Genomic DNA, 25,577 nt, shown 5'->3' on the forward strand with positions numbered 1-25,577 from the left:
GCGGAACAACTGTCCACAAGTAAGTGCGATTCACCACTGCTCCAAGCTTTCGTAGAAAACCGCAGCATCTTGCTCAAGATTGCCGCTCGCATCACCGGCTGCCGCTCGCGGGCCGAAGATGTGGTGCAGGATGCCTTCTTCAGGCTCGGCAGCGCTCCGCAGATCACCAGTTCGTTCAAGGCGCAGCTGAGCTATCTGTTCCAGATCGTGCGCAATCTGGCCATCGACCATTACCGCAAGCAGGCGATGGAGTTGAAATACGCCGGCAGCGAGGAAGAAGGGCTGAACGTCGTCCTGCAGAACGCCTCGCCCGAAGCCACCCACATCAACCTTGCGGCCCTGGACGACATCGCCCGCGCGCTGAACGACCTGCCGCCACGCACGCGTTATGCATTCGAAATGTACCGCCTGCATGGTGTGCCGCAGAAAGACATCGCCAAGGAGCTGGGCGTCTCCCCTACCCTGGTCAACTTCATGATTCGCGATGCGATGGTGCATTGCCGGAAGATGACGCGGTAGGAACGGCGGGAAGGTGATTGGATGACTCGGTGCGGCATTGCCGGGGCGCCGGACCGGCCCCGATGGGCCGGACCGGCGTGGCCACGGACAGGCAGTGCCCATCCGTCAATTCACTGACGTTGAGGATTGTCCTGAAGGCGATCGTCTGATCCCCTTCAGTACCCTCTCAAATCAAAGCACAACGATCAAAAAACCGCTCCCGCCCCAGAATCATCAGCGCCGCCCGCTTGTGCGGGAAGTCGAATTCCTTGTCGCAGTGAAAGCACTGGTCCTGCATGTAGCCGATCATCCGCGCATTATCGGCACGCGGCTCGGCGACAACGCGCTGGGTGCGCGGGTCGTCCAGGAACAGGTAGTGCACCAGCGCGCAGAGCCAACTGGCGACCTTATGGGGGCCGCGGTGCTGTTGTTCGCCCACCAGCATGTGGATGCCACGGTCATAATCGTCGGCCTGGTAGAACGGGGCGATGCGGTCTTCCTTGGCCCAATAGGCCTCGAAGTAGGCAAACGGCTGATCATCGAAGCAGCCGATCAGCGTGAGGGTATGGGGGTCCGCTTCGAGCTTGGCCAGGTACTCGCGGTGCTGCGCCAGGCTACCCCCTTCCTGCCAGAACGCCTCTACCCGCGGCTCGTTCTGCCAGCGGTTGAAGCGCTCAAGGTCGTGCTCGATGTCCAGGGTGCGCAGCGATACCCAACTGCCAAGCCGCGCATCGAAGCGCCGGTACACTTCGCCTCGGGGCTTGGGCGCTCGCAGCGGGTGTCGTTTACCAGCGGTGATGCGCATCTGTTGCGGGTACACCGCGGCCTGCGCATCACCCAGCCACGGCTGAGGCAACTGCCAGAACAAAGCCCGCTCGCACAAGTACTGCCCCGGTTGCTCGCCGCGCACCAACAAGCCAGAGGCCAACGCCTGGGTGGGCAGTTCATGCAGCTGCCAGGTCAACGTCTGGCAGGTGACGTGCTGGGACAACAGCCAGTAGCACGCCGCCCACAGCGCCTGGTAGGGCCGCTGCGAGCAGACGTATTCCACCTGCACCACTGGAGTGCCGTGGGTGTGCACACGCAAGGTGATCAAGGGTCGAGCTTCGAGCGACAGGCACAGCAAACCGTCGCGCTGCTCGGCGCTCAGGCTGCGCCAGCGTGGCGTGTGGGTTGTCTGCAAGGCGGCATCTGAGGGCATGGGCGATACTCGGTGACGTGAAAGGAAGGCTCACTCTGCAAGACGATGCCAGCTCCCCCGGATTTAGCCGCTGCCGTTGACGGGGCTACGGGCGCCCGGCAGTGACCGTGATGCCATAGGGTTCGAAAATGCGCGCCAGCTCGCCCTTCTCGCGCAGCGCCTGCAGCAACCCGGTGAAAGCAGTGGCTGACAACGGCCCACCTGCACGCAGCACGGCATAGTGGTGGTAGACCTGATCGATACGCCCCGATGCCGCCAGCCGGCCCTGACTGGAAGGGTTACGGGCCAGAAAGTCGGTGAGGTACGAGCGCGTCACCAGCGCGATGTCGGCGCGACCGGCCTGCACCATCAGCAGGTTGCTGTCGTGGGAGTAGGTCAAGGTAGCGTTGAAGGCTTTGCGCAGGTAGGTGGGGTCGGGATTGAACCCTGCAAAGGCATAGTGGTAGCCGTTGAACATGGCCAGGCGCTTGCCCTGCAGGTCATCCACATAGTGCGGGTCGGCCAGGCTGCTGGTACGCCCCACGAACACTTCGGCATCTTCAAGGCCCATGTCCACCACCTCGTGCGGCACCTGCGCCCAACCCCATTGCGGGTTCTCGAACACCGCCATGTCGGTGCGGCCTTGCAGCAGGTCGCCAAAGCGTCGTTGCACCGAGGTGGGCACCAGCACAAAGCGATAACGGGGTTGCGACAGGTTCAGCGCGTCGATCAACTGCGCCAGCAGGCCAGTGCCCGCACCTTGCTCGGGACGCACGGTGTACGGCGGAAAATGAGCAGCCCCAACCCTGACCTCCACCCGCTCCACGGCCCGTGCCGACGGCGCCAGCCAGCAGGCGGCAGAAATAAACAGTGCGGACAGGACCTTGAGGCCGGGCGCTAGGGTCAAAACGAACACTCATCACATGCAAGAACGGAATCCGCTTACGCTAGGCGCTTTCCGGACCCGGCACAACCGCCGGGCCGCGCTCTTTATGCCAAAGCAGGCGGCAAAATGCCAGGGGTGTCGGGTGGCAGGACTTTGGCTACGCTCAAGCAAGATTTGGAAGGGAGCCTGACATGGGCCATTGGTTGGTGATCGACCTGGAAGCGACGACAGACGACGGCGGATGGCCGATCGCGGACATGGAAGTGATTGAAATCGGCGCGAGCCTGGTGACTGGCGAAGGCCGCGAGGTCGACCATTTTCAGCGTTTCGTGCGGCCACGCAGGCGGCCTCAGCTGACGCCGTTCTGCCGCGAGCTGACCCACATCAGCCAGGCGAACGTGGACTCGGCCGCCCCCTTTACCGAGGTCTGGCCCAGTTTCGAACGGTGGCTGGCGCACCATCAGGCGCAGTTGAAGGCCTGGGTGAGCTGGGGCGACTACGACCGTGTGCAATTGCTCCAGGAATGGCGGCAACATGGCCTGGACAGCGTGCTGCGGGCTCTGCCGCACATCAACCTCAAGCAGCGTTTTGCCAAGGCCCGTCACCTGCAGCGTCCCACCGGGCTCAACAGTGCCCTGCACATGGCCGGCATGCACTTTTGCGGCCAACAGCACCGGGCCTTGGAAGACGCGCGCAACACCGCGCGCCTGCTGCCGTTGAGCCTGCCGAGCGGTTGACGGGCGGCGCCTTTCAAAGCGGATGACGGCGCCAGTGGCCTTGGGCATACTGGCCAGCCTTTTTGCCCTCTTCTGTTACTGGAGTCGCCCATGTTCAAGGTCAACGAGTACTTCAACGGCACCGTCAAGTCGATCGCTTTCACTGGCGAAGAAGGCCCGGCCACCGTCGGTGTGATGGCCCCTGGTGAATACGAGTTCGGCACGGCCAAGCGTGAAATCATGCACGTGGTCTCGGGCGCGCTGATCGTGAAGCTGCCAGGCAGCGACGCCTGGGAAACCTTCGCTGCTGGTACCCAGTTCAACGTGCCGGCCGACAGCAAGTTCCAGCTGCAAGTCAAGGTCGAAACGGCCTACCTCTGCGAGTACCGCGACTAAGCCTGCCGCAGGCCGAGTACCTTCACTCGGCCGCCACCCTCGATGAACGCGGGCCCGCTCACCGCGCATCGTCATTGCCCATTCAGAAAGCGCGCCACCTTGTCGGCCGCTGCCTGCAGGTGCTGTTCGTGACTGAACCCGGAGGCCTTCAGGGGCTTTAGGTCATGATCGCCCGTCGCCAGCCACTGCACCTCGATCGCAGGTGACAAGGTGTACCGCTCGACCGCCTCCCGATTGCCCAAGGCATCGCGCTCACCCTGTACGACCAAGGTCGGGGTCTGCAACCCGGCCAGGTGTTCGACCCGTGGCTTTTCCGGCTTGCCTGCTGCATAGAACGGATAGCCCAGGCACACCAGTGCATCGGCTCCCAGCTCGTCGGCCACCAGGCTGGCCATGCGCCCGCCCATCGACTTGCCGCCGATCGCCAATTTGCCCGCGACCCATGGTCGCACCTGTTGATACACCTCGCGCCAGCATTGCAGCAAGGCAGGCTGCGGATTGGGTGGCCTTTTGCTGCCGCCGTGCCGACGCTGGGCCATGTACGGGAACTCGAAGCGCACCACGGCTACGCCACGGGCTGCAAGCCTTTGCGCCATCTGCTCCATGAACCCGCTGTCCATCGGCGCCCCGGCGCCATGGGCAAGGATCAGGCAGGTCCGATACGGCTCACCGTACACCCCGTGTTCAGGTGTGCAGCGCAAGCCTGGGACATTTCCGACCTTGGCCCATTGATCCCCGTCAATGCAGGCATTTTGCCCATTACTCATGCTTGCCTCGCTCTATAGCCTGCCAATAACCGTGGATGGGAACCCATACATGAACACAACCAGCAGTACCGCCTATAACTACAAGGTGGTCCGCCAATTCGCCATCATGACGGTGGTGTGGGGAATCGTCGGGATGGGGCTCGGCGTCTTCATCGCCGCCCAGCTTGCCTGGCCTTTCCTGAACCTCGATCTTCCCTGGACCAGCTTCGGCCGCCTGCGCCCACTGCATACCAATGCGGTGATTTTCGCGTTTGGCGGCTGTGCGCTGTTCGCCACCTCCTATTATTCGGTGCAACGCACCTGCCAGACCACCCTGTTCGCGCCACGCCTGGCCGCGTTCACCTTCTGGGGCTGGCAACTGGTGATTCTGCTGGCTGCCATCAGCCTGCCGCTGGGTTACACCAGCTCCAAGGAATACGCCGAACTGGAATGGCCGATCGATATCCTGATCACCATCGTGTGGGTGGCGTATGCCGTGGTGTTCTTCGGCACCCTGATGAAACGCAACACCAAGCACATCTATGTGGGCAACTGGTTCTTCGGCGGTTTCATCCTGACCGTGGCGATGCTGCACATCGTCAACAACCTGGAGCTGCCTGTCAGCCTGACCAAGTCCTACTCGGTCTACGCCGGGGCCACCGATGCCATGGTGCAGTGGTGGTACGGCCACAACGCCGTGGGCTTCTTCCTGACCGCAGGCTTCCTGGGCATGATGTACTACTACGTGCCCAAACAAGCCGAACGCCCGGTGTACTCCTATCGCCTGTCGATCGTGCACTTCTGGGCGCTGATCACCCTGTACATCTGGGCAGGCCCTCATCACCTGCACTACACCGCCCTGCCCGACTGGGCCCAATCGCTGGGCATGGTGATGTCGCTGGTGCTGCTGGCCCCAAGCTGGGGCGGCATGATCAACGGCATGATGACCCTGTCCGGCGCCTGGCACAAACTGCGCAGCGACCCCATCCTGCGCTTCTTGGTGGTGTCGCTGGCGTTCTACGGGATGTCCACCTTCGAAGGCCCGATGATGGCCATCAAGACTGTCAACGCCCTGTCCCACTATACCGACTGGACCATCGGCCACGTGCATGCTGGCGCCCTGGGCTGGGTAGCGATGATCTCCATCGGCGCCCTGTACCACACCATCCCCAAGGTCTTCGGCAAAGAGCGCATGTACAGCATCGGGCTGATCAACGCGCACTTCTGGCTGGCCACCATCGGCACCGTGCTCTACATCGCTTCGATGTGGGTCAACGGCATCGCCCAGGGCCTGATGTGGCGCGCTGTCAACAGCGACGGCACGCTCACCTACTCGTTCGTCGAAACCCTGGTGGCCAGCCACCCAGGCTTCGTCGTGCGCTTCGTCGGTGGCGCGATCTTCCTCAGCGGCATGTTCCTGATGGCCTGGAACACCTGGCGCACGGTGCGTTCGCCAGCGCTGGATACCGTCCCTGCGAACGCCCAGCTGGCTTGAGGAGACCTGCCTGATGAAACATGAAGTCATCGAGAAAAACGTCGGCCTGCTGGCCTTGCTGATGGTCTTCGCCGTCAGCATCGGCGGCCTTACCCAGATCGTCCCGTTGTTCTTCCAGGACGTAGCCAATACGCCGGTCGAGGGCATGAAGCCCTACACCGCGCTGCAACTCGAAGGCCGTGACATCTACATCCGCGAAGGCTGCGTGGGCTGCCACTCGCAGATGATCCGCCCGTTCCGCGCCGAGACCGAGCGCTATGGCCATTATTCGGTTGCCGGTGAAAGCGTGTGGGACCACCCGTTCCTGTGGGGCTCCAAGCGCACCGGGCCAGACCTGGCGCGGGTCGGCGGGCGCTATTCGGACGACTGGCACCGGGCGCACCTGTACAACCCGCGCAACGTGGTACCGGAGTCGAAGATGCCGTCGTATCCGTGGCTGGTGGCCGACCAGGTCGACAACAGCCACACCGACACCAAGATGCGCGTGCTGCGCACCCTGGGCGTGCCCTACACCGACGAAGACATTGCCGGCGCGCGCGAGGCGGTCAAGAACAAGACCGAGATGGATGCTCTGGTTGCCTACCTGCAGGTGCTGGGCACCTCGATCAAGAACAAGAGGTGAATGCGATGGAAATGGACATCGGCATGATCCGCGGCCTGGGCACCCTGGTGGTGTTGATCGCCTTCATCGGCTTGAGCCTGTGGGTATTCAACCGGCGCCGCGACCGGGACTTCGCCGAAGCGCGCCTGCTGCCCTTCGACGACGACCGCCTGCCTTCTGTCGAGCAGGCACCTGAAACCCGTGCAGCTGCGAGGAGCAAAGCACAATGACCGCCTTCTGGAGTACCTACATCAGCGTACTGACCATCGGCAGCCTGATCGGCCTGACCTGGCTGTTGCTCGGCACCCGCAAGGGCCAGAGCAACAGCACGACCGACCAGACCATGGGGCACAGCTTCGATGGCATCGAGGAATACGACAATCCGCTGCCCAAGTGGTGGTTCTGGTTGTTCGTCGGCACCCTGGTCTTTAGCGCAGGCTACCTTGTGCTGTATCCGGGCCTTGGCAACTGGAAAGGCATCCTGCCGGGCTACGAGGATGGCTGGACCGGTGTCAACGAATGGCAGAAGGAGATGGACAAGGCCGACGCCAAGTTCGGCCCGATCTTCGCCAAGTACGCCGCCATGCCCGTGGAAGAAGTGGCCAAGGATCCGCAGGCATTGAAGATGGGCAGCCGCCTGTTCGCCTCCAACTGCTCGGTTTGCCACGGGTCCGATGCCAAGGGCGCCTATGGCTTTCCCAACCTGACCGACAACGACTGGCGCTGGGGCGGTGAGCCTGAAACGATCAAGGCGTCGATCATGAACGGCCGTCACGGCGTGATGCCGGCCTGGGCCGAGGTGATCGGTGAACAGGGCGTATCGGATGTGGCAGCGTTCGTGCTGACCAACCTCGATGGGCGCAAGCTGCCCGAAGGCGTCAAGGCCGACCCGGTCAAGGGCAAGGAGCTGTTCGCGAGCAACTGCGTGGCCTGCCACGGACCTGAGGGCAAGGGCACCCCTGCCATGGGTGCGCCGGACCTGACCCACCCGCAGGCCTTCATCTATGGATCGAGCTTCGCCCAGCTGCAACAGACCATTCGTTATGGTCGCCAGGGCCAGATGCCTGCGCAAGCCGAGATCCAGGGCAATGACAAGGTGCACCTGCTGGCGGCCTACGTCTACAGCCTCTCGCAGGGCGATGCAGGCCAAGGCGTAACGGTCAAGTAACGCGCTCTTCATCTTCCTGCCCCGCCCTACAGCGCCGCATTAGCGGCGCTTTTCATTTGTGCGCCTCCAGCACCTCAGCCGGTTTGCGACACCCCACCTCACTCAAAACACGCCCTCCCGGTGCCCTGTCGCCAACTTTGGGGGCGCCCGAAAAAAGCCTGACCGTTCGATCAGAAAAAACCGAGAAACGGTACACATTACAAATATTTATTTGTGTACAATCCATGGCATCCCCCGTTCACTGCGTGCCATTGTCGAACAGGGCTGGACACGGGTCGGCGTACCAAAGTTGCGTTGCGGTAACCCAGGGGGTTTCCGATACTTATGCCGATTTCGACCAACAAGAACATAAAACCGTGGAACCTTAGAATGAGCACTGCAATCAGTTCGACTGCTTATAACTACAAGGTCGTCCGCCAGTTCGCCATCATGACGGTGGTGTGGGGGATCATCGGCATGGGCCTGGGCGTCTTCATCGCCTCGCAGCTCGTGTGGCCGCAGCTCAACCTGGACCTGCCCTGGACCAGCTTCGGCCGCCTGCGCCCGCTGCACACCAACCTGGTGATCTTCGCCTTCGGTGGCTGTGCATTGTTCGGCACCAGCTACTACGTGGTGCAGCGCACCTGCCAGGCCAGGCTGATCTCCGATCGCCTGGCGGCCTTCACCTTCTGGGGTTGGCAGGCCGTGATCGCCGGGGCCTTGGTCACGCTGCCCATGGGCTACACCACCACCAAGGAATACGCCGAACTGGAATGGCCGCTGGCGATCCTGCTGACCATTGTCTGGGTGGCCTACGGCGCGGTGTTCTTCGGCACCATCGTCAAGCGCAAGACCAAGCACATCTATGTCGGCAACTGGTTCTATGGGGCGTTCATCGTGGTCACCGCGATGCTGCACATCGTCAACCACATCTCGTTGCCGGTCAGCCTGTTCAAGTCGTATTCGGCCTATTCGGGCGCGACCGATGCCATGATCCAGTGGTGGTACGGCCACAACGCCGTCGGCTTCTTCCTGACCACGGGGTTCCTGGGCATGATGTACTACTTCGTGCCCAAGCAGGCCGAGAGGCCGATCTATTCGTACCGCCTGTCCATCGTGCATTTCTGGGCGCTGATCACCCTGTACATCTGGGCAGGCCCGCACCACTTGCACTACACCGCCCTGCCGGACTGGGCGCAGTCGCTGGGCATGGTGATGTCGATCATCCTGCTGGCCCCAAGCTGGGGCGGCATGATCAACGGCATGATGACCCTCTCCGGAGCCTGGCACAAACTGCGCACCGACCCGATCCTGCGCTTTCTGGTGGTGTCACTGGCCTTCTACGGCATGTCCACCTTCGAAGGGCCGATGATGGCCATCAAGACCGTGAACTCGCTGTCGCACTACACCGACTGGACCATCGGCCATGTGCATGCCGGGGCCTTGGGCTGGGTCGCGATGATCTCCATCGGCGCCGTGTACCACATGATCCCGCGCCTGTACGGGCGTGAGCAGATGCACAGCATCGGCCTGATCAATGCTCACTTCTGGCTGGCGACCATCGGCACCGTGTTGTACATCGCCTCGATGTGGGTCAATGGCATTACCCAGGGCCTGATGTGGCGCGCCATCAACGACGACGGCACCCTCACCTACTCGTTCGTCGAAGCCTTGCAGGCCAGCCATCCGGGCTACATCGTTCGCGCGCTGGGCGGCGCGTTCTTCGCCAGCGGCATGCTGCTGATGGCCTACAACGTCTGGCGCACCGTGCGCGCGGCCAACCCGATTCAGGCTGAAGAAGCCGCCAAGATTGCTGTCGTGGGAGCGCACTGATGAAGCACGAAGCCGTAGAGAAGAACATCGGCCTGCTGGCCTTCTTCATGGTGATCGCCGTCAGCATTGGCGGGCTCACCCAGATCGTTCCCTTGTTCTTCCAGGACGTGACCAACCAGCCGGTCGAAGGCATGAAGCCGCGCACCGCACTGGAGCTCGAAGGCCGGGACATCTACATCCGCGAAGGGTGCGTGGGTTGTCATTCGCAGATGATCCGCCCGTTCCGGGCAGAAACCGAGCGCTACGGCCATTACTCGGTCGCCGGCGAAAGCGTCTGGGACCACCCGTTCCTGTGGGGCTCGAAGCGCACCGGCCCGGACTTGGCCCGGGTCGGTGGGCGCTACTCCGATGACTGGCACCGCGCCCACCTGTACAACCCGCGCAACGTGGTGCCGGAGTCGAAAATGCCGGCCTACCCGTGGCTGGTGGAAAACACCCTCGATGGCAAGGACACGGCGCGCAAGCTCCAGGTACTGCGCACGCTCGGGGTGCCCTACACCGATGCCGACATCGCCGGCGCCCGGGATGCGGTCAAGGGCAAGACCGAAATGGACGCCCTGGTGGCGTACCTGCAAGGCCTTGGCACCCTCATCAAAAGCAAACGGTGACGGCGATGGATATTGGAATGATTCGCGGCCTGGGCACCGTGGTGGTGCTGGTGGCCTTCATCGGCCTGGCCCTGTGGGTATTCAGCCCGCGGCGCAAGAAAGACTTCGACGAAGCGACCCAACTCCCCTTTGCCGATGACCCCCAGGCCCGCCAACACGTCGAGCACGCACAAGAAAAGGCATCCAGGAGCAAGAAACCATGACAACGTTCTGGAGTGTGTACGTCACCGTTCTGACCCTGGGCACCATCTTCGCCCTGACCTGGCTGCTGCTGTCCACCCGCAAGGGCCAGCGCGAGGAAACCACCAGCGAGACCGTCGGCCATGCGTTCGACGGCATCGAGGAGTACGACAACCCGCTGCCCAAGTGGTGGTTCTGGCTGTTCGTCGGCACTATCTTCTTCGCCCTGGGCTACCTGGCCTTGTACCCGGGCCTGGGCAACTGGAAAGGCATCCTGCCCGGCTATGCGTACCTGGATAACGACAAGCAGGCCGAGTTCTCGGACGGTCAGGCCGGCTGGAGCGGTGTGCACGAATGGGAGAAGGAAATGGCCAAGGCCGACGCCCGGTTCGGGCCGATCTTCGCCAAGTTCGCAGCCATGCCCATCGAAGAGGTGGCCAAGGACCCGCAGGCCCTGAAGATGGGCGGTCGCCTGTTCGCCTCCAACTGCTCGGTCTGCCACGGCTCCGATGCCAAGGGTGCCTATGGTTTTCCCAATCTGACCGACAATGACTGGCGCTGGGGCGGCGAGCCGGAAACCATCAAGGCCTCGATCATGAACGGGCGCCACGGGGTCATGCCGGCGTGGGCCGAGGTGCTGGGCGAACAGGGCGTGGCCGATGTGGCCGCCTTCGTGCTCACCAACCTGGACGGTCGCCGCCTGCCGGAGGGCATCAATGCCGACCCAGCCAAGGGCAAGGCGATCTTCGCCAGCAGCTGCGTGGCCTGCCACGGGCCGGAGGGCAAGGGCACCCCGGCCATGGGCGCACCGAACCTGACGCACCCGCAGGCGTTCATCTACGGGTCGAGCTTTGCCCAGTTGCAGCAGACCATCCGCTACGGCCGCCAGGGGCAGATGCCGGCCCAGGCGCAGTTGCAGGGCAACGACCGGGTGCATCTGCTGGCCGCTTACGTATACAGCCTGTCGCACACGCCAGAGGCAGGCGATAAAAGCGAGTGAGGGGGTTTTGCCAGGCGAGGCGTGAACCCAGCAACCGGGTTCGTGACCCGGTTGCGCTGACCCTCTGCGCAACCGGATTGTTCAACAGGCAGGCAACAAATGCGTCACCGCCTGACCTGGATCAATTGACACTTCCCATATCACGTTTCACAAGATCAACCCAATGCGGCCAAAGGTCGCACCTCGGTCTGAACGTCTGCCAGGGGCGTATCATGGCCGCGCAGCGCTAGCAGATTGCGCGAGACTGCGGCCGGCATGTACTGGCCGCGGCATTTCTCCACTGCCGTGGGACATGATGATGAGCAAGCATATTCCGGTACATGATGTAACCCCGCCTGCCAACACAGGAAAGGATTCCGTTGACCTCTACGCCTCGCGCGAAAAAATCTACACCCGTGCCTTCACCGGCCTGTTCAGACGCCTGCGCATGGTGGGTGGTGCGGTCTTGTTCTTGCTGTATTTCGGTACCGTCTGGCTGAACTGGGGCGGGCATCAGGCGGTGTGGTGGAACCTGCCGGAACGCAAGTTCTACATTTTCGGCGCAACCATCTGGCCCCAGGACTTCATCCTGCTGTCGGGCATTCTGATCGTGGCGGCCTTTGGCCTGTTCTTCATCACCGTGTTCGCAGGCCGGGTCTGGTGCGGCTATACCTGCCCGCAGAGTGTGTGGACGTGGATCTACATGTGGTGCGAGAAGGTCACCGAAGGTGATCGCAACCAGCGAATAAAGCTGGACAAGGCGCCCATGAGCGCCAACAAGTTCGCCCGCAAGTTCGCCAAGCACAGCCTGTGGCTGCTGATCGGCTTCGTCACCGGCATGACCTTCGTCGGCTATTTCGCCCCCATCCGCGAACTGGTGGTCGAGTTCTTCACGGGCCAGGCAGACGGCTGGGCCTACTTCTGGGTCGGTTTCTTCACCCTGGCCACCTATGGCAACGCCGGCTGGCTGCGTGAGCAGGTGTGCGTGTACATGTGCCCCTACGCGCGCTTTCAGAGCGTGATGTTCGACAAGGACACGCTGATCGTGTCCTACGACCCGCGCCGAGGCGAGACCCGGGGGCCGCGCAAAAAAGACGTGGACTACAAGGCCAAGGGCCTGGGCGATTGCGTCGACTGCACCCTGTGCGTGCAGGTATGCCCCACGGGCATCGACATCCGCGATGGCCTGCAGATCGAGTGCATCGGCTGCGCCGCGTGCATCGACGCCTGCGACAGCATCATGGACAAGATGCACTACCCCAAAGGGCTGATCAGCTATACCACCGAGCACAACCTGTCCGGACAGAAGACCCACCTGCTGCGCCCTCGCCTGATCGGCTATGCCGTGGTGCTGCTGGTCATGATCATCGCCCTGGCCAGCGCCTTTGCCACCCGTTCGCTGGTAGGCCTGGATGTGAGCAAGGACCGCGTCCTGTACCGGGAGAATGCGCAGGGGCGCATCGAAAACGTGTATAGCCTCAAGGTCATGAACAAGGACCAGCGCGACCACGTCTACGTGCTCGATGCCACCGGCCTGCCCGACTTGATGCTTGATGGCTTACGGGAAATCCGCGTGGCCGCTGGCGACATCGTCAGCCTGCCCGTGCAACTGTCGGTGGCCCCGGAAAAACTGCCCTCGACCACCAACGAAATCACCTTCATCCTCAAGAGCGCCGATGACGGCGACGCCCAGGTTGAAGCCAAGAGCCGTTTCATCGGCCCGCAGATTCGCTAAGAAGGATGAACACCATGCCTGCCACCGCCGCCAGCCCCTGGTACAAGCACCTCTGGCCCTGGATCATCATCGGCATCCTGACCACCTCGGTGTGCCTGAGCCTGACCATGGTCAGCATCGCCGTGCGCAACCCGGACAACCTGGTGAACGACAACTACTACGAGGCCGGCAAGGGCATCAACCGCTCCCTGGACAGGGAGCTGCTGGCCCAGCAACTGGCGCTCAAGGCCAGCGTTCACCTGGACGACCTGACCGGTGAAGTAGACGTGCGCCTGACCGGCAGCAGCGACCCGCAGAAGCTTGAGCTGAACCTTATCTCCCCCACCCAACCGGCCATGGACCGCCGGGTGCTGCTCAGCCGTGTCGAACAGGGGCGCTATGTCGGCCAGCTGGAAGACAAGGTCGATGGCCGCCGCTTCGTCGAGCTGCTGGGCAGCGAAGGCGATCAGGTGTGGCGCCTGTTCGAAGAAGAGAAGGTTGAGCATGGCGTGACCCTGGAGCTGGGTGACGAGGCGCTGCAAGGCGCTCAACACCTGTGATCGTGCTCGCGGTCGACCTGTGCAAGGCAATGATGCGATGACCCAACCCACCCCCTGCTACCACTGCGCACTGCCCGTCCCCGCCGGTCGCGCGTTCACCGCCGTGGTTCTGGGGCAGCCCCGGGCCTTCTGCTGCCCCGGCTGCCAGGCGGTGGCCGAGTCGATCGTGGCCGGGGGCCTTGAGCACTACTACCAGCACCGCAGCGACAACAGCGCCAACCCGCAAGCCCTGCCTCGGCAGTTGCAAGATGAGTTGGCGCTATACGACCGCAGCGATGTGCAGCAGCGATTCGTGCGGCACGAGGGCGAGCTGGCCGAAGCCACGCTGTTGGTCGAAGGCGTCAGTTGCGCGGCCTGCGGCTGGCTGATCGACAAGCACCTGCGCAACCTGCCGGGGGTGGCCGAAGCGCGCCTGAACCTGTCCAATCATCGGCTGCTGCTGAGCTGGGACGATCGGCAATTGCCGCTGTCGCAGGTGCTGGCGGCGCTGCGCCGGATTGGCTACGCCGCCTACCCCTATCAGCCGGACCAGGCGGCCGAGCAGTTGAGCCGGGAAAACCGCAGTGCGTTGCGCAGGCTGGGGGTGGCCGGATTGCTGTGGTTCCAGGCGATGATGGCAACCATGGCCACGTGGCCGGAATTCAACATGGACCTGTCCGCCGAGCTGCACACCATCCTGCGCTGGGTGGCCTTGTTCCTCACCACTCCCATCGTTTTCTACAGCTGCGCGCCCTTTTTCAAGGGCGCGGCGCGTGATCTGCGCACCCGCCACCTGACCATGGACCTGTCCGTCTCGCTGGCTATTGCCCTGGCGTTCGGTGCCGGGATCTGGACGGCGGTGACCGGCAGCGGCGAGCTGTATTTCGACACGGTCGGCATGTTCGCCCTGTTTCTCCTGACCGGACGCTACCTGGAACGGCGCGCCCGCGAACGCACGGCCGCCGCGACGGCGCAGCTGGTCAACCTGTTGCCGGCATCCTGCCTGCGTGTCGACGCCCAGGGCCGCAGCGAGCGCATCCTGCTCAGTGAACTGCGCTGCGGGGACAGCGTGCAGGTGTTGCCAGGGTCGGTGATCCCGGCTGACGGGCGCATCGTGCAAGGGCGCTCGAGTGTCGATGAATCGCTGCTGACCGGCGAATACCTGCCCCAACCTCGCCAGGTGGGTGATCGGGTCACAGGTGGCACGCTGAACGTGGAAAGTGCCCTGCATGTGCAGGTGCAAGCCGTGGGCCAGGATTCGCGGTTGTCCGCCATCGTGCGCTTGCTGGAACGCGCCCAGACCGAAAAGCCGCGCCTGGCCCAGATCGCCGACCGCGCCTCCCAGGTGTTCCTGTTGTGTTCACTGCTGGCGGCCGTCGCGATTGGCGTGTGGTGGTGGCAAGTGGAGCCGCAGCGGGCGTTCTGGATCGTCCTGGCCATGCTGGTCGCGACCTGCCCCTGCGCGCTGTCGCTGGCCACCCCGACCGCGCTGACCGCGGCGACAGGCACGTTGCACAAGCTGGGCCTGCTGGTCACACGCGGTCATGTGCTGGAGGGCCTGAACCAGATCGACACGGTGATTTTCGACAAGACCGGCACGTTGACCGAAGGGCGCCTGACCTTGCGCAGCATCAGGCCGCTGGGCCGTGCAACGGCCGACACCTGCCTGGCCTGGGCCGCAGCCCTGGAAAACCGCTCCGAGCATCCCATCGCACGGGCCTTCGGTCAGGTGGCCACGCCGGCCGATGGTGTGCTGGCCGTGCCCGGTCTGGGCCTTGAGGGCGAGGTTGAAGGCCAACGCCTGCGCATAGGCCAGGCGAGCTTCGTCTGCGCTTTGAGCGGCACACCGCCGCCGGCGATACCCGAGCCACGGGGGCAGTGGCTGCTGCTGGGCGACCGCCGCGGTCCGCTGGCCTGGTTCGAGCTGGACGATCGCCTGCGCGAAGATGCCCCTGCCCTGCTCGCCGCCTGCAAGGCCTTTGGCTGGCGTACGGTGCTGTTGTCCGGAGACAGCTCGCCGATGGTCGGCGAGGTGGCCGCGCAACTGGGCATCGACGAGGCCGCTGGCGGCCTCAGGCCCGATGACAAGCTGGCGCGGCTCAAGGCCCTGCAACAGGCCGGGCACAAGGTGCTGATGCTGGGAGACGGGGTCAATGACGTGCCGGTGCTGGCAGCGGCAGACATCAGCATCGCCATGGGCAGCGCCACTGACCTGGCCAAGACCTGCGCCGACGCGGTGCTGCTTTCCAACCGGCTCCAGGCGCTGGTGCAGACGGTCTCGCTGGCGCGGCGCACTCGGCGCATCATCATCGAGAACCTGCTGTGGGCCAGCCTGTACAATGGCCTGATGCTGCCGTTCGCGGCCCTTGGCTGGATCACCCCGGTGTGGGCAGCGGTCGGCATGTCGGTCAGTTCACTGGTGGTGGTGCTCAATGCCCTGCGCCTGACCCGTATGCCTGCTGCTGCGCCTGCCCTGGCCGCGTCAGCACCTACCCCTGCGAGGAACCTGCCATGCCCGCCCTCTATGTGATGATCCCCGCAGCGCTGCTGCTGGTCGGCGTGGCCGTCTACATCTTCTTCTGGGCGGTGGACAGCGGTCAGTACGACGACCTCGAAAGCCCCGCTCACAGCATCCTCTTCGACGATCAGGATCCCCGTCACCAGGCCGCCGTCACGCCCGAACAAACGCCTGATTCCCATCCCGAGCGCCCGACGCGTGGCTGACCTGCTGCCCTTGCTGGGCTCGGCGCTGGTTCTCGGCCTGCTCGGAGGGGGTCACTGCCTGGGCATGTGCGGCGGCCTGATGGGCGCCCTGACCCTGGCCATTCCCCCGGCCCAGCGCGGCCGTCGCCTGCGGCTGCTGGTGGCTTACAACGTCGGGCGTGTGCTCAGCTATACCGTCGCGGGCCTGACGCTCGGTGTGGCGGGCTGGGCGGTGGCCAACAGCCCTGCAGTGCTGGTTTTGCGCACCGTGGCCGCCTTGCTGCTGATCGCCATGGGACTGTACCTGGCCGGTTGGTGGGGCGGACTGACCCGCATCGAGGCCATGGGTCGCGGGCTGTGGCGGCACATCCAGCCGGTGGCGTCGCGCCTGCTTCCGGTCTCTAGCCTGCCTCGTGCATTGCTGCTGGGTGCCTTGTGGGGGTGGCTGCCGTGCGGGTTGGTGTACAGCACCTTGTTGTGGGCTGCGAGCCAGGGGAACGCCTTGCACAGCGCAGCCCTGATGGCGGCATTCGGGCTGGGGACCTGGCCCGTGCTGCTGGTCACCGGGTTGGCGGCCGGGCGGGTAAACAGGGTGTTGAGACGACGCAGCGTGCGGGTGGCCGGTGGCATGCTCGTGGTGCTATTCGGCCTGTGGACACTGCCTGGGCCTCATCAACACTGGCTGATGGGCCACTGAAGCGCCAGGTGGCGCAGCATATGGCTTATGGCCACTAACCAGCCGTGACGACCGCGCATCGCCTGAGCTAGACGCAGCGCCCTCAGGCCGTTTAGCGCTTGATACAAATCAACACAGATTCCTACAGACATCCCTAGACTCCGGAACATTGCTGCTCTTTCCGGGGACCGCCCTCATGCTCGACGACCTACGTTGGGACACCGACCTGATCCGCCGCTACGATCTGGCCGGGCCACGCTACACCTCCTACCCAACCGCCGTGCAACTGCACAGCGAAGTGGGCTCGTTCGACCTGCTGCACGCCCTGCGCGAAAGCCGGCGGGCCGTGCGTCCGTTGTCGCTGTACGTGCATGTGCCGTTCTGCGCCAACATCTGCTACTACTGCGCATGCAACAAGGTCATCACCAAGGACCGGGCACGCGCTGCCCCCTACCTGCAACGCCTGGAACAGGAAATCCAGCTGGTGGCTTGCCACATGGACAGCAGGCAACGTGTGGAGCAGCTGCACTTTGGCGGCGGCACCCCAACCTTCCTGAGCCACGTAGAGCTGCGTCAACTGATGGCCACGCTGCGCCAGCACTTCAGCCTGCTCGATGACGATTCCGGCGACTATGGCATCGAAATCGACCCGCGCGAGGCGGACTGGTCGACCATGGGCCTGCTGCGTGAGCTGGGCTTCAATCGCGTCAGCCTCGGCGTGCAGGACCTGGACCCGGCCGTGCAACGCGCCGTCAACCGCCTGCAGAGCCTGGAGCAGACGCGGACCTTGATCGAGGCGGCTCGCACCCTGCAGTTCCGCTCGGTGAACCTGGACCTGATCTACGGACTGCCGCGCCAGACGCCTGAAGGGTTCGCCCGCACCGTTGAGGAAGTGATCCGCCTGCAGCCCGATCGCCTGTCGGTCTTCAACTACGCCCACCTGCCTGAACGGTTCATGCCGCAACGGCGCATCGAAGCCGGGGAGCTGCCCAGTGCAGCGGCCAAGCTGGACATGCTGCACGCCACCATCGAGCAACTGACCGCTGCCGGCTACCGCTACATCGGCATGGACCACTTCGCCCTGCCCGATGACGAACTGGCCGTCGCCCAGGAGGAAGGCACGCTCCAGCGTAACTTCCAGGGCTACACCACCCATGGGCACTGCGACCTGATCGGCCTGGGCGTGTCGGCGATCAGCCAGATCGGCGATCTGTACTGCCAGAACAGCAGCGACCTCGCCACCTACCAGGACAGCCTGTCCAACGCCCAGCTCGCCACCCAGCGTGGCCTGCTGTGCACCCCCGACGACCGCCTGCGCCGGGCGGTCATCCAGCAGCTGATCTGCCACTTCGAGCTGGACTTCGAGCCGATCGAACAAGCATTCGCCATCGATTTTCGTGGCTATTTCAACGACCTGTGGCCGGAGCTTCTGACCTTGCAGCGCGACGGCCTGATTCGCCTGGACGACAAGGGCATTCGGATCCTGCCGGCTGGGCGACTGCTGGCCCGCGCGGTGTGCATGGTCTTCGATGCCTACCTGGCCATGCACAATCGCCAACGGTTCTCCCGTGTGATCTGAGCGAGACATTTGGCCGCACTCACCACGCTCCGGCCATGTGGCTCTTGGCACACAGGCGATCGGGCAATGCGCTGGCGGGTCTGACAGGTCATCCTGCTGGTCGCGGCCACTGGCCTACACCCTATGTCGTGGGTTACCCTTACGACTTATGTGTGCTTTCCCACAAGGATCGAGTCAAATGTCCGAGCCAGTCAAACTGCGCCCACACAGCCAGGCCCATTGCAAGGATTGCAGCCTGGCCCCCCTGTGCCTGCCCCTTTCACTCAACCTGGAAGACATGGACGCACTGGACGAAATCGTCAAGCGAGGTCGCCCTCTCAAGAAAGGCGAGTTCCTGTTCCGCCAGGGGGATAATTTTGGCTCGGTCTATGCCGTACGCTCCGGCGCCCTGAAAACGTTCAGCCTGAGCGACAGCGGCGAAGAGCAGATCACCGGTTTCCACCTGCCCAGCGAGCTGGTGGGCCTGTCCGGCATGGACACCGAGGCATACCCGGTGTCGGCCCAGGCCCAGGAAACCACATCCGTTTGCGAGATTCCGTTCGAGCGCCTGGATGAGCTGTCGGTGCAGTTGCCGCAGCTGCGTCGCCAGCTGATGCGCGTGATGAGCCGCGAAATTCGCGACGATCAGCAGATGATGCTGCTGCTGTCGAAGAAGACCGCCGATGAGCGCATCGCGACGTTCCTGGTCAACCTGTCGGCGCGCTTTCGCGCCCGTGGTTATTCGGCCAACCAGTTCCGCCTGAGCATGTCGCGCAACGAGATGGGCAACTACCTGGGTCTGGCGGTGGAAACCGTGTCGCGCGTGTTCACCCGCTTCCAGCAGAATGGCCTGCTGCGCGCCGAAGGCAAGGAAGTGCATATCCTCGACCCGATCCAGCTTTGCGCGCTGGCCGGTGGGGCAATGGAGGCCTGAGGGCTGCATTAGCAGGTATACTGGGCCATTCGTTTTCCCAGGATACCTGCAACAATGCACAGCGACGCCTTCGACCTCAAAGCCCTGATCCGTCCGGTAGTGGACTTCCCCAAGCCGGGCGTGATCTTCCGCGACATCACCCCACTGTTCCAGTCGCCGCGCGGGCTGCGCTATGTGGCCGATCAGTTCATCGAGCGCTATGTCGAGGCCGAGTTCAGCCACATCGGCGCCATGGACGCGCGTGGTTTTCTGATCGGCTCGATCATCGCCCACCAGTTGAACAAACCCCTGATCCTGTTCCGCAAGCAAGGCAAGCTGCCCGCTGACGTGCTCAGCGAGGGGTACCAGACCGAGTACGGCGAAGCCTTCCTGGAAGTGCATGCCGACAGCCTGTGCGAGGGCGACTCGGTACTGATCTTCGACGACCTGATCGCCACCGGCGGTACGCTCCTGGCCGCCGCCAACCTGGTGCGCCGTACGGGTGCGCAGGTGTTCGAAGCGGCAGCCATCATCGACCTCCCCGAACTGGACGGCTCGCGCCGCTTGCAGGCGGCGGGCGTACCGACCTTCTGCCTGACCGAGTTTTCCCTCAGCGAGCGCTGAGGGAGGACGGATGGGCGGCGATGGGGTGTGGGATCAGCTTCGCCGCTGGAACCCCTATGTCACGGCACTGCCAGTCGAACCTGATCGCTGCCTCAGAGCGAAATAGGACGACGCCCTGCAAAGGCATGGGCCAGCGTGCCGCCGTCCACCAACTCCAGCTCGCCGCCCAAGGGCACGCCATGGGCGATACGCGAGGCGACCAGACCCTTTTCAGCCAGCAACTGGGCAATGTAGTGGGCCGTGGCTTCGCCTTCCACCGTGGGGTTGGTGGCAAGAATGACTTCGGTGAAGGTGCCCTGCTCCTGGATGCGTGCCATCAGCTGGGGAATGCCGATCGCCTCCGGGCCCAGTCCGTCGAGCGGCGACAGATGCCCCTTGAGCACGAAATAGCGCCCGCGATAGCCAGCCTGCTCGACGGCATAGACATCCGTCGGGCCTTCGACCACGCACAGTTGCGTGTCGTCACGCCGTGGGTCGGCGCACTGGGGGCAGAGGTCCTGTTCGGTCAGGGTGCGGCATTGACGGCAATGTCCTACCCCTTCCATGGCCTGGGTCAGCGCCTGGGCGAGCCGCAGCCCCCCGCTGCGGTCACGCTCCAGCAATTGCAGGGCCATGCGCTGTGCCGTTTTCTGGCCAACGCCGGGCAGAATGCGCAAGCCGTCGATCAGCTGGCGGATGAGAGGACTGAAGCTCATGGGAAACGCCTGACAAGTCATTAAGAGGCGGTTTATACCCACCATGGGGAGTGGCGTCAAATCGGCACGGCGGCCATAAAAAAACCGTCGCTGTTACCAGCGACGGTTCGTCGGCGCGCAAATGCTCAGAACGGCATCTTGAAGCCTGGCGGCAGTTGCATGCCAGCGGTCATGCCGCCCATCTTTTCCTGGCTGCTCTGTTCGATCTTGCGCACGGCATCGTTCAGGGCTGCAGCGATCAGGTCTTCGAGCACTTCCTTGTCGTCTTCTTCGGTCGACATCAGGCTCTGGTCGATGCTCACGCGCTTGACGTCGTGGCGGCCGGTCATCACCACGCTGACCAGACCACCGCCGGACTGGCCGGTGACTTCTGCGTTGGCCAGCTCTTCCTGCATTTTCTGCATCTTTTCCTGCATCTGCTGGGCCTGCTTCATCAGGCCGGCCATGCCACCTTTCATCATGGGGAATACCTCGATTGGGTCATGTGATGCGGCCTGGCACTAGGCTGGCCGCATGGTTATCCGTTACTGGCCCTGACTGGCCAGGGCCTCTACAGGCTCAATAGTATCGTGCCGCACCTTGGCGCCAAACAGCTTGATCATCTGCTGGATCAGCGGGTCGTGCTCGATCGACGCCTCGGCTTCATGCTGGCGTTCAAGGCGCTTGCGAGCCGCGGCCTGGGCTGGCGTCTCCTGTTCGGGCCGGATCAGCTCGATGCGCAGGTTCAACGAACGCCCCAGGTGCTGGTTGAGCGCCTCGTTCAGGCGCCTTTGCTGGGTGGCGTTGAACAACGCGCCTTGCCCCGGGTCCAGGTGCAGGAGCCAGTCATCACCGTCGGCGGCGATCAACGTGCAGTTGGCCGCGATGTTGCCCGTCATACCAGAGACAGGCAACTGCGGGAACAATTCCAGCCATTGCAAGGCCAGCCCGGTCGCCGGCTTGGCAGCGGGCAGTGGCTCGGCGGCGACCTGGGGCTGCTCCTGGACGTGCTCGGCCAGCTCGTCGAGGTAGCTGAAGCCCACCGGATCGCTTTCGCCAGCGTAGTAGTCTTCGTCGAGCGGCGGCTCATCGTCGCGGTCCATGCCCACCGACGCGTACGCACCTGGATCGAACGGGGGCACGTCATCGTGGGCTGGCGCCTGTTGGGCAGGCGCAGGTTTTGCAGCAGCGGGAGCTGGAGCCGGCTGGGGCTCCGGCACGGCCGGTGCGGCAGGCTCTTCCCATGGCAGATCGACAACCGGCGCAATGGGCTCAGGCACCGAGATGGCGGTGATTTCCGCCTCGAGTTCGCGGTCACGCTCAGCTTCGGGTTCATGGTCGGCCGTTGCTGGCGCAGGCACCTCGATCACGGGCGCTGACGGCGCCGACGCAACCGGTTCGCTTACCGGTTGGGCAACCGCTGCCGGGGGCGCCACCGGCTCGACGGAATCAGCTGTGGCCTGGCTGATCCCCACTGGCTTTAGCACCGGCCTCGGGGCCCCGTCCGCATCGGCCGGGCGGAACGCCAGCATGCGCAGCAGTACCATTTCGAAGCCACCACGTGGGTCGGGCGCCAAGGGCAGGTCACGCCGCCCTATCAGGCCCATCTGGTAATAGAACTGTACGTCTTCGGCCGGCAAGGCAGCAGCCAGGGCCAGCACGCGCTCCCGGTCACCCTGGCCGTTGTCCACCGCCTCGGGCAAGGCTTGGGCAATGGCCACACGGTGCAGCACGTTGAGCATTTCGGCCAGCACCCCGGCCCAGTCAGGGCCCTGCTCGGCCAGGTTGCGCACGGCTTCGAGCAGTGCGCGTGCATCCCCTTCGAGCAATGCCTGCAGCACCCCGTATACCTGGCCATGGTCCAGGCTGCCGAGCATGGCGCGCACATCGGCGGCCAGCACCTTGCCTTCACCGAAGGCGATGGCCTGGTCGGTCAGGCTCATGGCATCGCGCATCGAGCCGTCGGCCGCACGGCCGAGCAACCACAGCGCATCGGCTTCGAACGGCACGTTCTCGGCCTCGAGAACGTGGCTCAGGTGCTCGACCACACGCTCCGGGCTCATGTTCTTCAAGGAGAACTGAAGGCAGCGCGACAGAATGGTAGCCGGCAGTTTCTGCGGGTCGGTGGTGGCGAGGATGAACTTGACGTAGGGCGGTGGTTCTTCCAGCGTCTTGAGCAACGCGTTGAAGGAATGGGTCGAGAGCATGTGCACTTCGTCGATCAGGTAGACCTTGAAGCGACCACGGCTCGGCGCGTACTGGACATTGTCCAGCAGCTCGCGGGTATCCTCGACCTTGGTACGGCTGGCGGCGTCGATCTCGATCAGGTCGACGAAACGCCCTTCATCGATTTCCCGGCAGACCGAGCAGGTACCGCAGGGCGTGGAGGTAATGCCGGTTTCGCAGTTCAGGCATTTGGCGATGATGCGCGCGATGGTAGTCTTGCCTACACCGCGCGTGCCGGTGAACAGGTAGGCATGGTGCAGGCGCTGGTTGTCCAGCGCGTTGATCAAGGCCTTGAGCACATGGGCCTGGCCGACCATTTCGCGAAACGAGCGCGGACGCCATTTACGTGCAAGAACCTGATAACTCATCGAAAAACCATCGTAGCCTGATCGAGCGGAAGATCGCTAATGCTAGCGGAGCGGGGGCAAAATTGCACTGCCTGACTGGCCGGGCGCGACGATGGACAGCGGATCATGGAGGACCTGCGGTGCGGACCCTGCTGACGTTGCTTCTTTTCTGGTCGGCGCACAGCCTGGCTGAACAGCCAGTACTGCGTTTTTCGGTGGCCGAGAGCTGGAGCATGCCACTGATTCGCATCGAGAACGGCCAGCCGGTCGAGGGCCTGTTGTTCGATGTGATGCAGGCAGCCGCTGCGCAAGCCGGCGCGCGCGCCGAATATCATGTGATGGCTCGAATGCGCCTCGAGGAGGCGATGAACCAGGGTGATATCGATGTACGTTGCTATGTCAGCGATCAGTGGCTGATGGCGCGGCCGAAGGACTTCATCTGGAGCGTGCCGCTGATTCACCAGCGCGATGTGCTGGTAGGCCGCATAGGCGAAGGCGGCCCGATTTCGCCGCAACGGTTGTCACCCCAGCCCATCGGCACCGTCCTGGGCTACACCTACACCACGCTTGAACCCCTGCTGGCGGCACACCGCCTCTACCGGGAGGATAGCCGCAGCCAGGAGCTGGCCCTGCAGAAGCTGCAAGCGGGACGGTACCGGTATGCCGTCAGCAACCAACTGTCACTGCGGTGGTTCAACCAGCAGCGCCATGCGCAACTGCAGCCACTGGCGGTGCTGGACGAACAGGACCTGGGCTGCCTGGTACGCAACGACCCTGACATCCCCGCCCAAGCGCTTCTGCGCGCATTGGTGCGCCTCAAGCAGAGCGGGGAGATGGAGCGCATGCCGCAACGCTACGGCAGCACCGAAGAGCCCCAACCCGCCGGGACGGGCACCTGACGCCTACAGCGCCAAGGCCGTCACGTACATCCCGATACCGAATACCAGGTGGTTCACCAGACTCTTGAACCGCGCGCGCCAGGGGCTGGGCGTGCGTGAAGCAAAAAAGCCCATGCCCATGGCAGGCTGCATCAGGCACAGCGGCGCCAGTACCGTACCTGCGCCCACGGCCAATGCCGGCCACAGGGTCGGGGCGCTCAGCCAGGGGGTGCCCGCCGTGATGACCAGCAGCATCGCAAACGCCACGCCAATGACGTAGTGCAGCGTCCAGCCCAAGATCCGCTCATGCTTGATGGGCGGGGCCTGACGGATTGCCTGGTGGCGCCAGCGCCCTCGCAGTGCATGCCCCGCCCAGCGACCCACCAAGGCGTAATCGAGCGTGCTAACGCCCAGGCGCCTGGAGACCGCCGACCAGCCGTCCATGACCAGTGTAGCCCCGACGCCGATGCCTATTGCTGCAATCCACTGTTCGCTGATGCCCATGACGCTCCCTCTGATTTGACGTTGTCGGATACGCCGGTCAGCATGCAAGTTAAAGTCAACTTCAAGTCAAGGGCTTGTACATGGACATTGCCGATGTGGCGAGGCGCACGGGCGTGCCGTCTTCAACGCTGCGTTATTACCAGAAGAAGGGACTGCTCACGGCGCGTGGCGAGCCCGGCCAACGCCGGCAGTTTTCGGCTGACGTGGCGCAAAGGCTCGCATTGATAGCGCTGGGCCAGGCGGCCGGTTTTTCGCTGGACGAAATCAGCACCCTGCTGGTGGACATGAAGGTCGACCGGGCACAGCTGCTGGCCAAGGCCGATGAGCTAGACAGCCAGATCAAGACATTGCAGGCCATGAGCAAGGGCTTACGCCATGCGGCTGAGTGCCCTGCGGACGATCACCTGGCCTGCCCGCGGTTTCGCCGGTTGATGGCAGTGGCCTCAGCACGATCAGCACATCCGAATGTAGTGCGCCGTTTGAACGCTGTGGTACCTGCCCTATAACGAGTGCCCCCTATGGGATGATATGGCCGCTGCTACAGCCAACGCCTAGAGCTGCTGCAGATGAACCAGACTGCCTTGAGGGCAGCCATCGAAAAAGTAAGCACATGAATCAAGCAGCGTGGGTCTGTAAATGCCCACGAAAGCACCATGACGTGCTTACAGGCACTTGATGCCAACTAGGATGCCATCGCCTCAGCGATTGAAAGACTTCGCACGTAGCCGCCTTTAGGCGGCTTTTTGCTGTCTTAGATATTCTGAAATCGTACGGTGCGATTCGTAGTGGGCCAGCCAGTAGCATTAAGCACTGAACCACACTGGACTAGTTCGCAGCAAAATTGCTGGCAACTGCCCTCCAGATGATTCGAAACTGAACCATCTGCACCTGATAATCCCGTCCCGGCTCACAGGCGATATTCGCTGTAGGTGAGTGACAAATCAGAAGTTATTGGC

General features: G+C 63.5%; 28 protein-coding genes. 21 read left to right on the top strand and 7 right to left on the bottom strand.

Annotated features, from left to right (window positions below; genetic code table 11):
* Window positions 1-519, top strand: a 519-nt coding sequence (locus ACK59L_RS17705; protein WP_409275076.1) for an RNA polymerase factor sigma-70, incomplete at its 5' end; no start/stop codon positions are given.
* A gap of 166 nt (window positions 520-685) precedes the next feature.
* Here ACK59L_RS17705 and ACK59L_RS17710 read toward each other — a convergent pair.
* The gene (locus ACK59L_RS17710; protein WP_409275078.1) at window positions 686-1,699 is read right to left on the bottom strand and encodes a GNAT family N-acetyltransferase; all 1,014 of its coding nucleotides are present in this window, start codon (window positions 1,697-1,699) and stop codon (window positions 686-688) included.
* Between the two features lie 85 nt (window positions 1,700-1,784).
* Window positions 1,785-2,585: a substrate-binding periplasmic protein gene (locus ACK59L_RS17715; RefSeq protein ID WP_409275080.1), complete on the bottom strand. Its 801-nt coding sequence runs from the start codon at window positions 2,583-2,585 to the stop codon at window positions 1,785-1,787.
* Window positions 2,586-2,755: 170 nt separating this feature from the next.
* On the opposite strand from ACK59L_RS17715, the gene ACK59L_RS17720 reads away from it, so the two are divergent.
* Together ACK59L_RS17720 and ACK59L_RS17725 are read left to right on the top strand one after the other, a co-directional pair.
* Window positions 2,756-3,301, top strand: coding sequence for an exonuclease domain-containing protein (locus ACK59L_RS17720; RefSeq protein ID WP_409275082.1), 546 nt, complete (start codon window positions 2,756-2,758; stop codon window positions 3,299-3,301).
* 90 nt (window positions 3,302-3,391) lie between these two features.
* On the top strand, window positions 3,392-3,676 hold the full coding sequence (locus ACK59L_RS17725; protein ID WP_058604821.1) for a pyrimidine/purine nucleoside phosphorylase: 285 nt from the start codon (window positions 3,392-3,394) through the stop codon (window positions 3,674-3,676).
* A gap of 71 nt (window positions 3,677-3,747) precedes the next feature.
* On the opposite strand, the gene ACK59L_RS17730 is transcribed toward ACK59L_RS17725, so the two are convergent.
* Complete coding sequence (locus tag ACK59L_RS17730; protein ID WP_409275084.1) at window positions 3,748-4,443, bottom strand: alpha/beta fold hydrolase; 696 nt, start codon at window positions 4,441-4,443, stop codon at window positions 3,748-3,750.
* A 49-nt stretch (window positions 4,444-4,492) separates the two neighbouring features.
* Between ACK59L_RS17730 and ccoN (ACK59L_RS17735) the strand changes: the two genes are divergently transcribed.
* The 16 genes from ccoN (ACK59L_RS17735) (at window position 4,493) to ACK59L_RS17810 (ending at window position 19,992) form a co-directional block, all read left to right on the top strand.
* On the top strand, window positions 4,493-5,917 hold the full coding sequence (gene ccoN / locus ACK59L_RS17735) for a cytochrome-c oxidase, cbb3-type subunit I (protein ID WP_058604819.1): 1,425 nt from the start codon (window positions 4,493-4,495) through the stop codon (window positions 5,915-5,917).
* Window positions 5,918-5,930: 13 nt separating this feature from the next.
* Window positions 5,931-6,539: a cytochrome-c oxidase, cbb3-type subunit II gene (ccoO, locus tag ACK59L_RS17740; protein WP_058604818.1), complete on the top strand. Its 609-nt coding sequence runs from the start codon at window positions 5,931-5,933 to the stop codon at window positions 6,537-6,539.
* A gap of 5 nt (window positions 6,540-6,544) precedes the next feature.
* A complete protein-coding gene (locus ACK59L_RS17745; RefSeq protein WP_144967027.1) occupies window positions 6,545-6,748 on the top strand; it encodes a cbb3-type cytochrome c oxidase subunit 3 in 204 nt (67 codons plus the stop codon).
* Window positions 6,745-7,686 (top strand): cytochrome-c oxidase, cbb3-type subunit III, encoded by a 942-nt coding sequence (gene ccoP, locus ACK59L_RS17750; RefSeq protein WP_409275087.1) that lies wholly within the window; start codon window positions 6,745-6,747, stop codon window positions 7,684-7,686. Before ACK59L_RS17745 ends, ccoP (ACK59L_RS17750) begins: the two co-directional genes overlap by 4 nt.
* A gap of 369 nt (window positions 7,687-8,055) precedes the next feature.
* Window positions 8,056-9,498, top strand: a complete 1,443-nt coding sequence (ccoN, locus tag ACK59L_RS17755; RefSeq protein WP_058604815.1) for a cytochrome-c oxidase, cbb3-type subunit I — start codon at window positions 8,056-8,058, stop codon at window positions 9,496-9,498.
* Complete coding sequence (ccoO, locus tag ACK59L_RS17760) at window positions 9,498-10,106, top strand: cytochrome-c oxidase, cbb3-type subunit II (protein WP_023535925.1); 609 nt, start codon at window positions 9,498-9,500, stop codon at window positions 10,104-10,106. Before ccoN (ACK59L_RS17755) ends, ccoO (ACK59L_RS17760) begins: the two co-directional genes overlap by 1 nt.
* Window positions 10,107-10,111: 5 nt before the next feature.
* A complete protein-coding gene (locus tag ACK59L_RS17765; protein ID WP_058604841.1) occupies window positions 10,112-10,309 on the top strand; it encodes a CcoQ/FixQ family Cbb3-type cytochrome c oxidase assembly chaperone in 198 nt (65 codons plus the stop codon).
* A complete protein-coding gene (ccoP, locus tag ACK59L_RS17770) occupies window positions 10,306-11,286 on the top strand; it encodes a cytochrome-c oxidase, cbb3-type subunit III (RefSeq protein WP_144967029.1) in 981 nt (326 codons plus the stop codon). Before ACK59L_RS17765 ends, ccoP (ACK59L_RS17770) begins: the two co-directional genes overlap by 4 nt.
* Before the next feature lie 298 nt (window positions 11,287-11,584).
* Complete coding sequence (gene ccoG / locus ACK59L_RS17775; RefSeq protein ID WP_409275091.1) at window positions 11,585-13,000, top strand: cytochrome c oxidase accessory protein CcoG; 1,416 nt, start codon at window positions 11,585-11,587, stop codon at window positions 12,998-13,000.
* A gap of 14 nt (window positions 13,001-13,014) precedes the next feature.
* The gene (locus ACK59L_RS17780) at window positions 13,015-13,539 is read left to right on the top strand and encodes a FixH family protein (protein ID WP_058604812.1); all 525 of its coding nucleotides are present in this window, start codon (window positions 13,015-13,017) and stop codon (window positions 13,537-13,539) included.
* A 37-nt stretch (window positions 13,540-13,576) separates the two neighbouring features.
* Window positions 13,577-16,048 (top strand): heavy metal translocating P-type ATPase, encoded by a 2,472-nt coding sequence (locus ACK59L_RS17785; RefSeq protein ID WP_409275093.1) that lies wholly within the window; start codon window positions 13,577-13,579, stop codon window positions 16,046-16,048.
* Window positions 16,030-16,242: a cbb3-type cytochrome oxidase assembly protein CcoS gene (gene ccoS / locus ACK59L_RS17790; protein ID WP_409275095.1), complete on the top strand. Its 213-nt coding sequence runs from the start codon at window positions 16,030-16,032 to the stop codon at window positions 16,240-16,242. Before ACK59L_RS17785 ends, ccoS begins: the two co-directional genes overlap by 19 nt.
* Entirely contained in the window at window positions 16,235-16,918 is a 684-nt protein-coding gene (locus ACK59L_RS17795; protein WP_409275097.1) for a sulfite exporter TauE/SafE family protein, read from the top strand. Before ccoS ends, ACK59L_RS17795 begins: the two co-directional genes overlap by 8 nt.
* Before the next feature lie 175 nt (window positions 16,919-17,093).
* Window positions 17,094-18,476, top strand: coding sequence for an oxygen-independent coproporphyrinogen III oxidase (hemN, locus tag ACK59L_RS17800; protein ID WP_182140676.1), 1,383 nt, complete (start codon window positions 17,094-17,096; stop codon window positions 18,474-18,476).
* 178 nt (window positions 18,477-18,654) lie between these two features.
* On the top strand, window positions 18,655-19,389 hold the full coding sequence (gene fnrA, locus ACK59L_RS17805) for a Crp/Fnr family transcriptional regulator FnrA (RefSeq protein WP_027916015.1): 735 nt from the start codon (window positions 18,655-18,657) through the stop codon (window positions 19,387-19,389).
* A 54-nt stretch (window positions 19,390-19,443) separates the two neighbouring features.
* A complete protein-coding gene (locus tag ACK59L_RS17810) occupies window positions 19,444-19,992 on the top strand; it encodes an adenine phosphoribosyltransferase (RefSeq protein WP_023535921.1) in 549 nt (182 codons plus the stop codon).
* Window positions 19,993-20,084: 92 nt separating this feature from the next.
* Here ACK59L_RS17810 and recR read toward each other — a convergent pair whose 3' ends face one another.
* From recR to dnaX, 3 genes are all read right to left on the bottom strand, one after another.
* Window positions 20,085-20,687 carry a recombination mediator RecR gene (recR, locus tag ACK59L_RS17815; RefSeq protein ID WP_023535938.1) on the bottom strand — a complete coding sequence of 201 codons (603 nt, stop codon included), beginning with the start codon at window positions 20,685-20,687 and terminating at the stop codon, window positions 20,085-20,087.
* Window positions 20,688-20,812: 125 nt separating this feature from the next.
* Entirely contained in the window at window positions 20,813-21,148 is a 336-nt protein-coding gene (locus ACK59L_RS17820) for a YbaB/EbfC family nucleoid-associated protein (protein WP_023535908.1), read from the bottom strand.
* A 63-nt stretch (window positions 21,149-21,211) separates the two neighbouring features.
* Window positions 21,212-23,260 (bottom strand): DNA polymerase III subunit gamma/tau, encoded by a 2,049-nt coding sequence (gene dnaX, locus ACK59L_RS17825; RefSeq protein ID WP_409275101.1) that lies wholly within the window; start codon window positions 23,258-23,260, stop codon window positions 21,212-21,214.
* A gap of 119 nt (window positions 23,261-23,379) precedes the next feature.
* Here dnaX and ACK59L_RS17830 point away from each other — a divergent pair, with 119 nt between their 5' ends.
* Entirely contained in the window at window positions 23,380-24,138 is a 759-nt protein-coding gene (locus tag ACK59L_RS17830) for a substrate-binding periplasmic protein (RefSeq protein ID WP_409275103.1), read from the top strand.
* A 3-nt stretch (window positions 24,139-24,141) separates the two neighbouring features.
* On the opposite strand, the gene ACK59L_RS17835 is transcribed toward ACK59L_RS17830, so the two are convergent.
* Complete coding sequence (locus tag ACK59L_RS17835; RefSeq protein ID WP_058638561.1) at window positions 24,142-24,621, bottom strand: DUF2938 domain-containing protein; 480 nt, start codon at window positions 24,619-24,621, stop codon at window positions 24,142-24,144.
* A gap of 80 nt (window positions 24,622-24,701) precedes the next feature.
* On the opposite strand from ACK59L_RS17835, the gene ACK59L_RS17840 reads away from it, so the two are divergent.
* Entirely contained in the window at window positions 24,702-25,127 is a 426-nt protein-coding gene (locus ACK59L_RS17840; RefSeq protein ID WP_409275105.1) for a helix-turn-helix domain-containing protein, read from the top strand.
* Window positions 25,128-25,577: the final 450 nt, after the last annotated feature.

Source organism: Pseudomonas sp. KCJK9111 (genome assembly GCF_046231935.1).
Lineage (GTDB): Bacteria > Pseudomonadota > Gammaproteobacteria > Pseudomonadales > Pseudomonadaceae > Aquipseudomonas > Aquipseudomonas parafulva_B.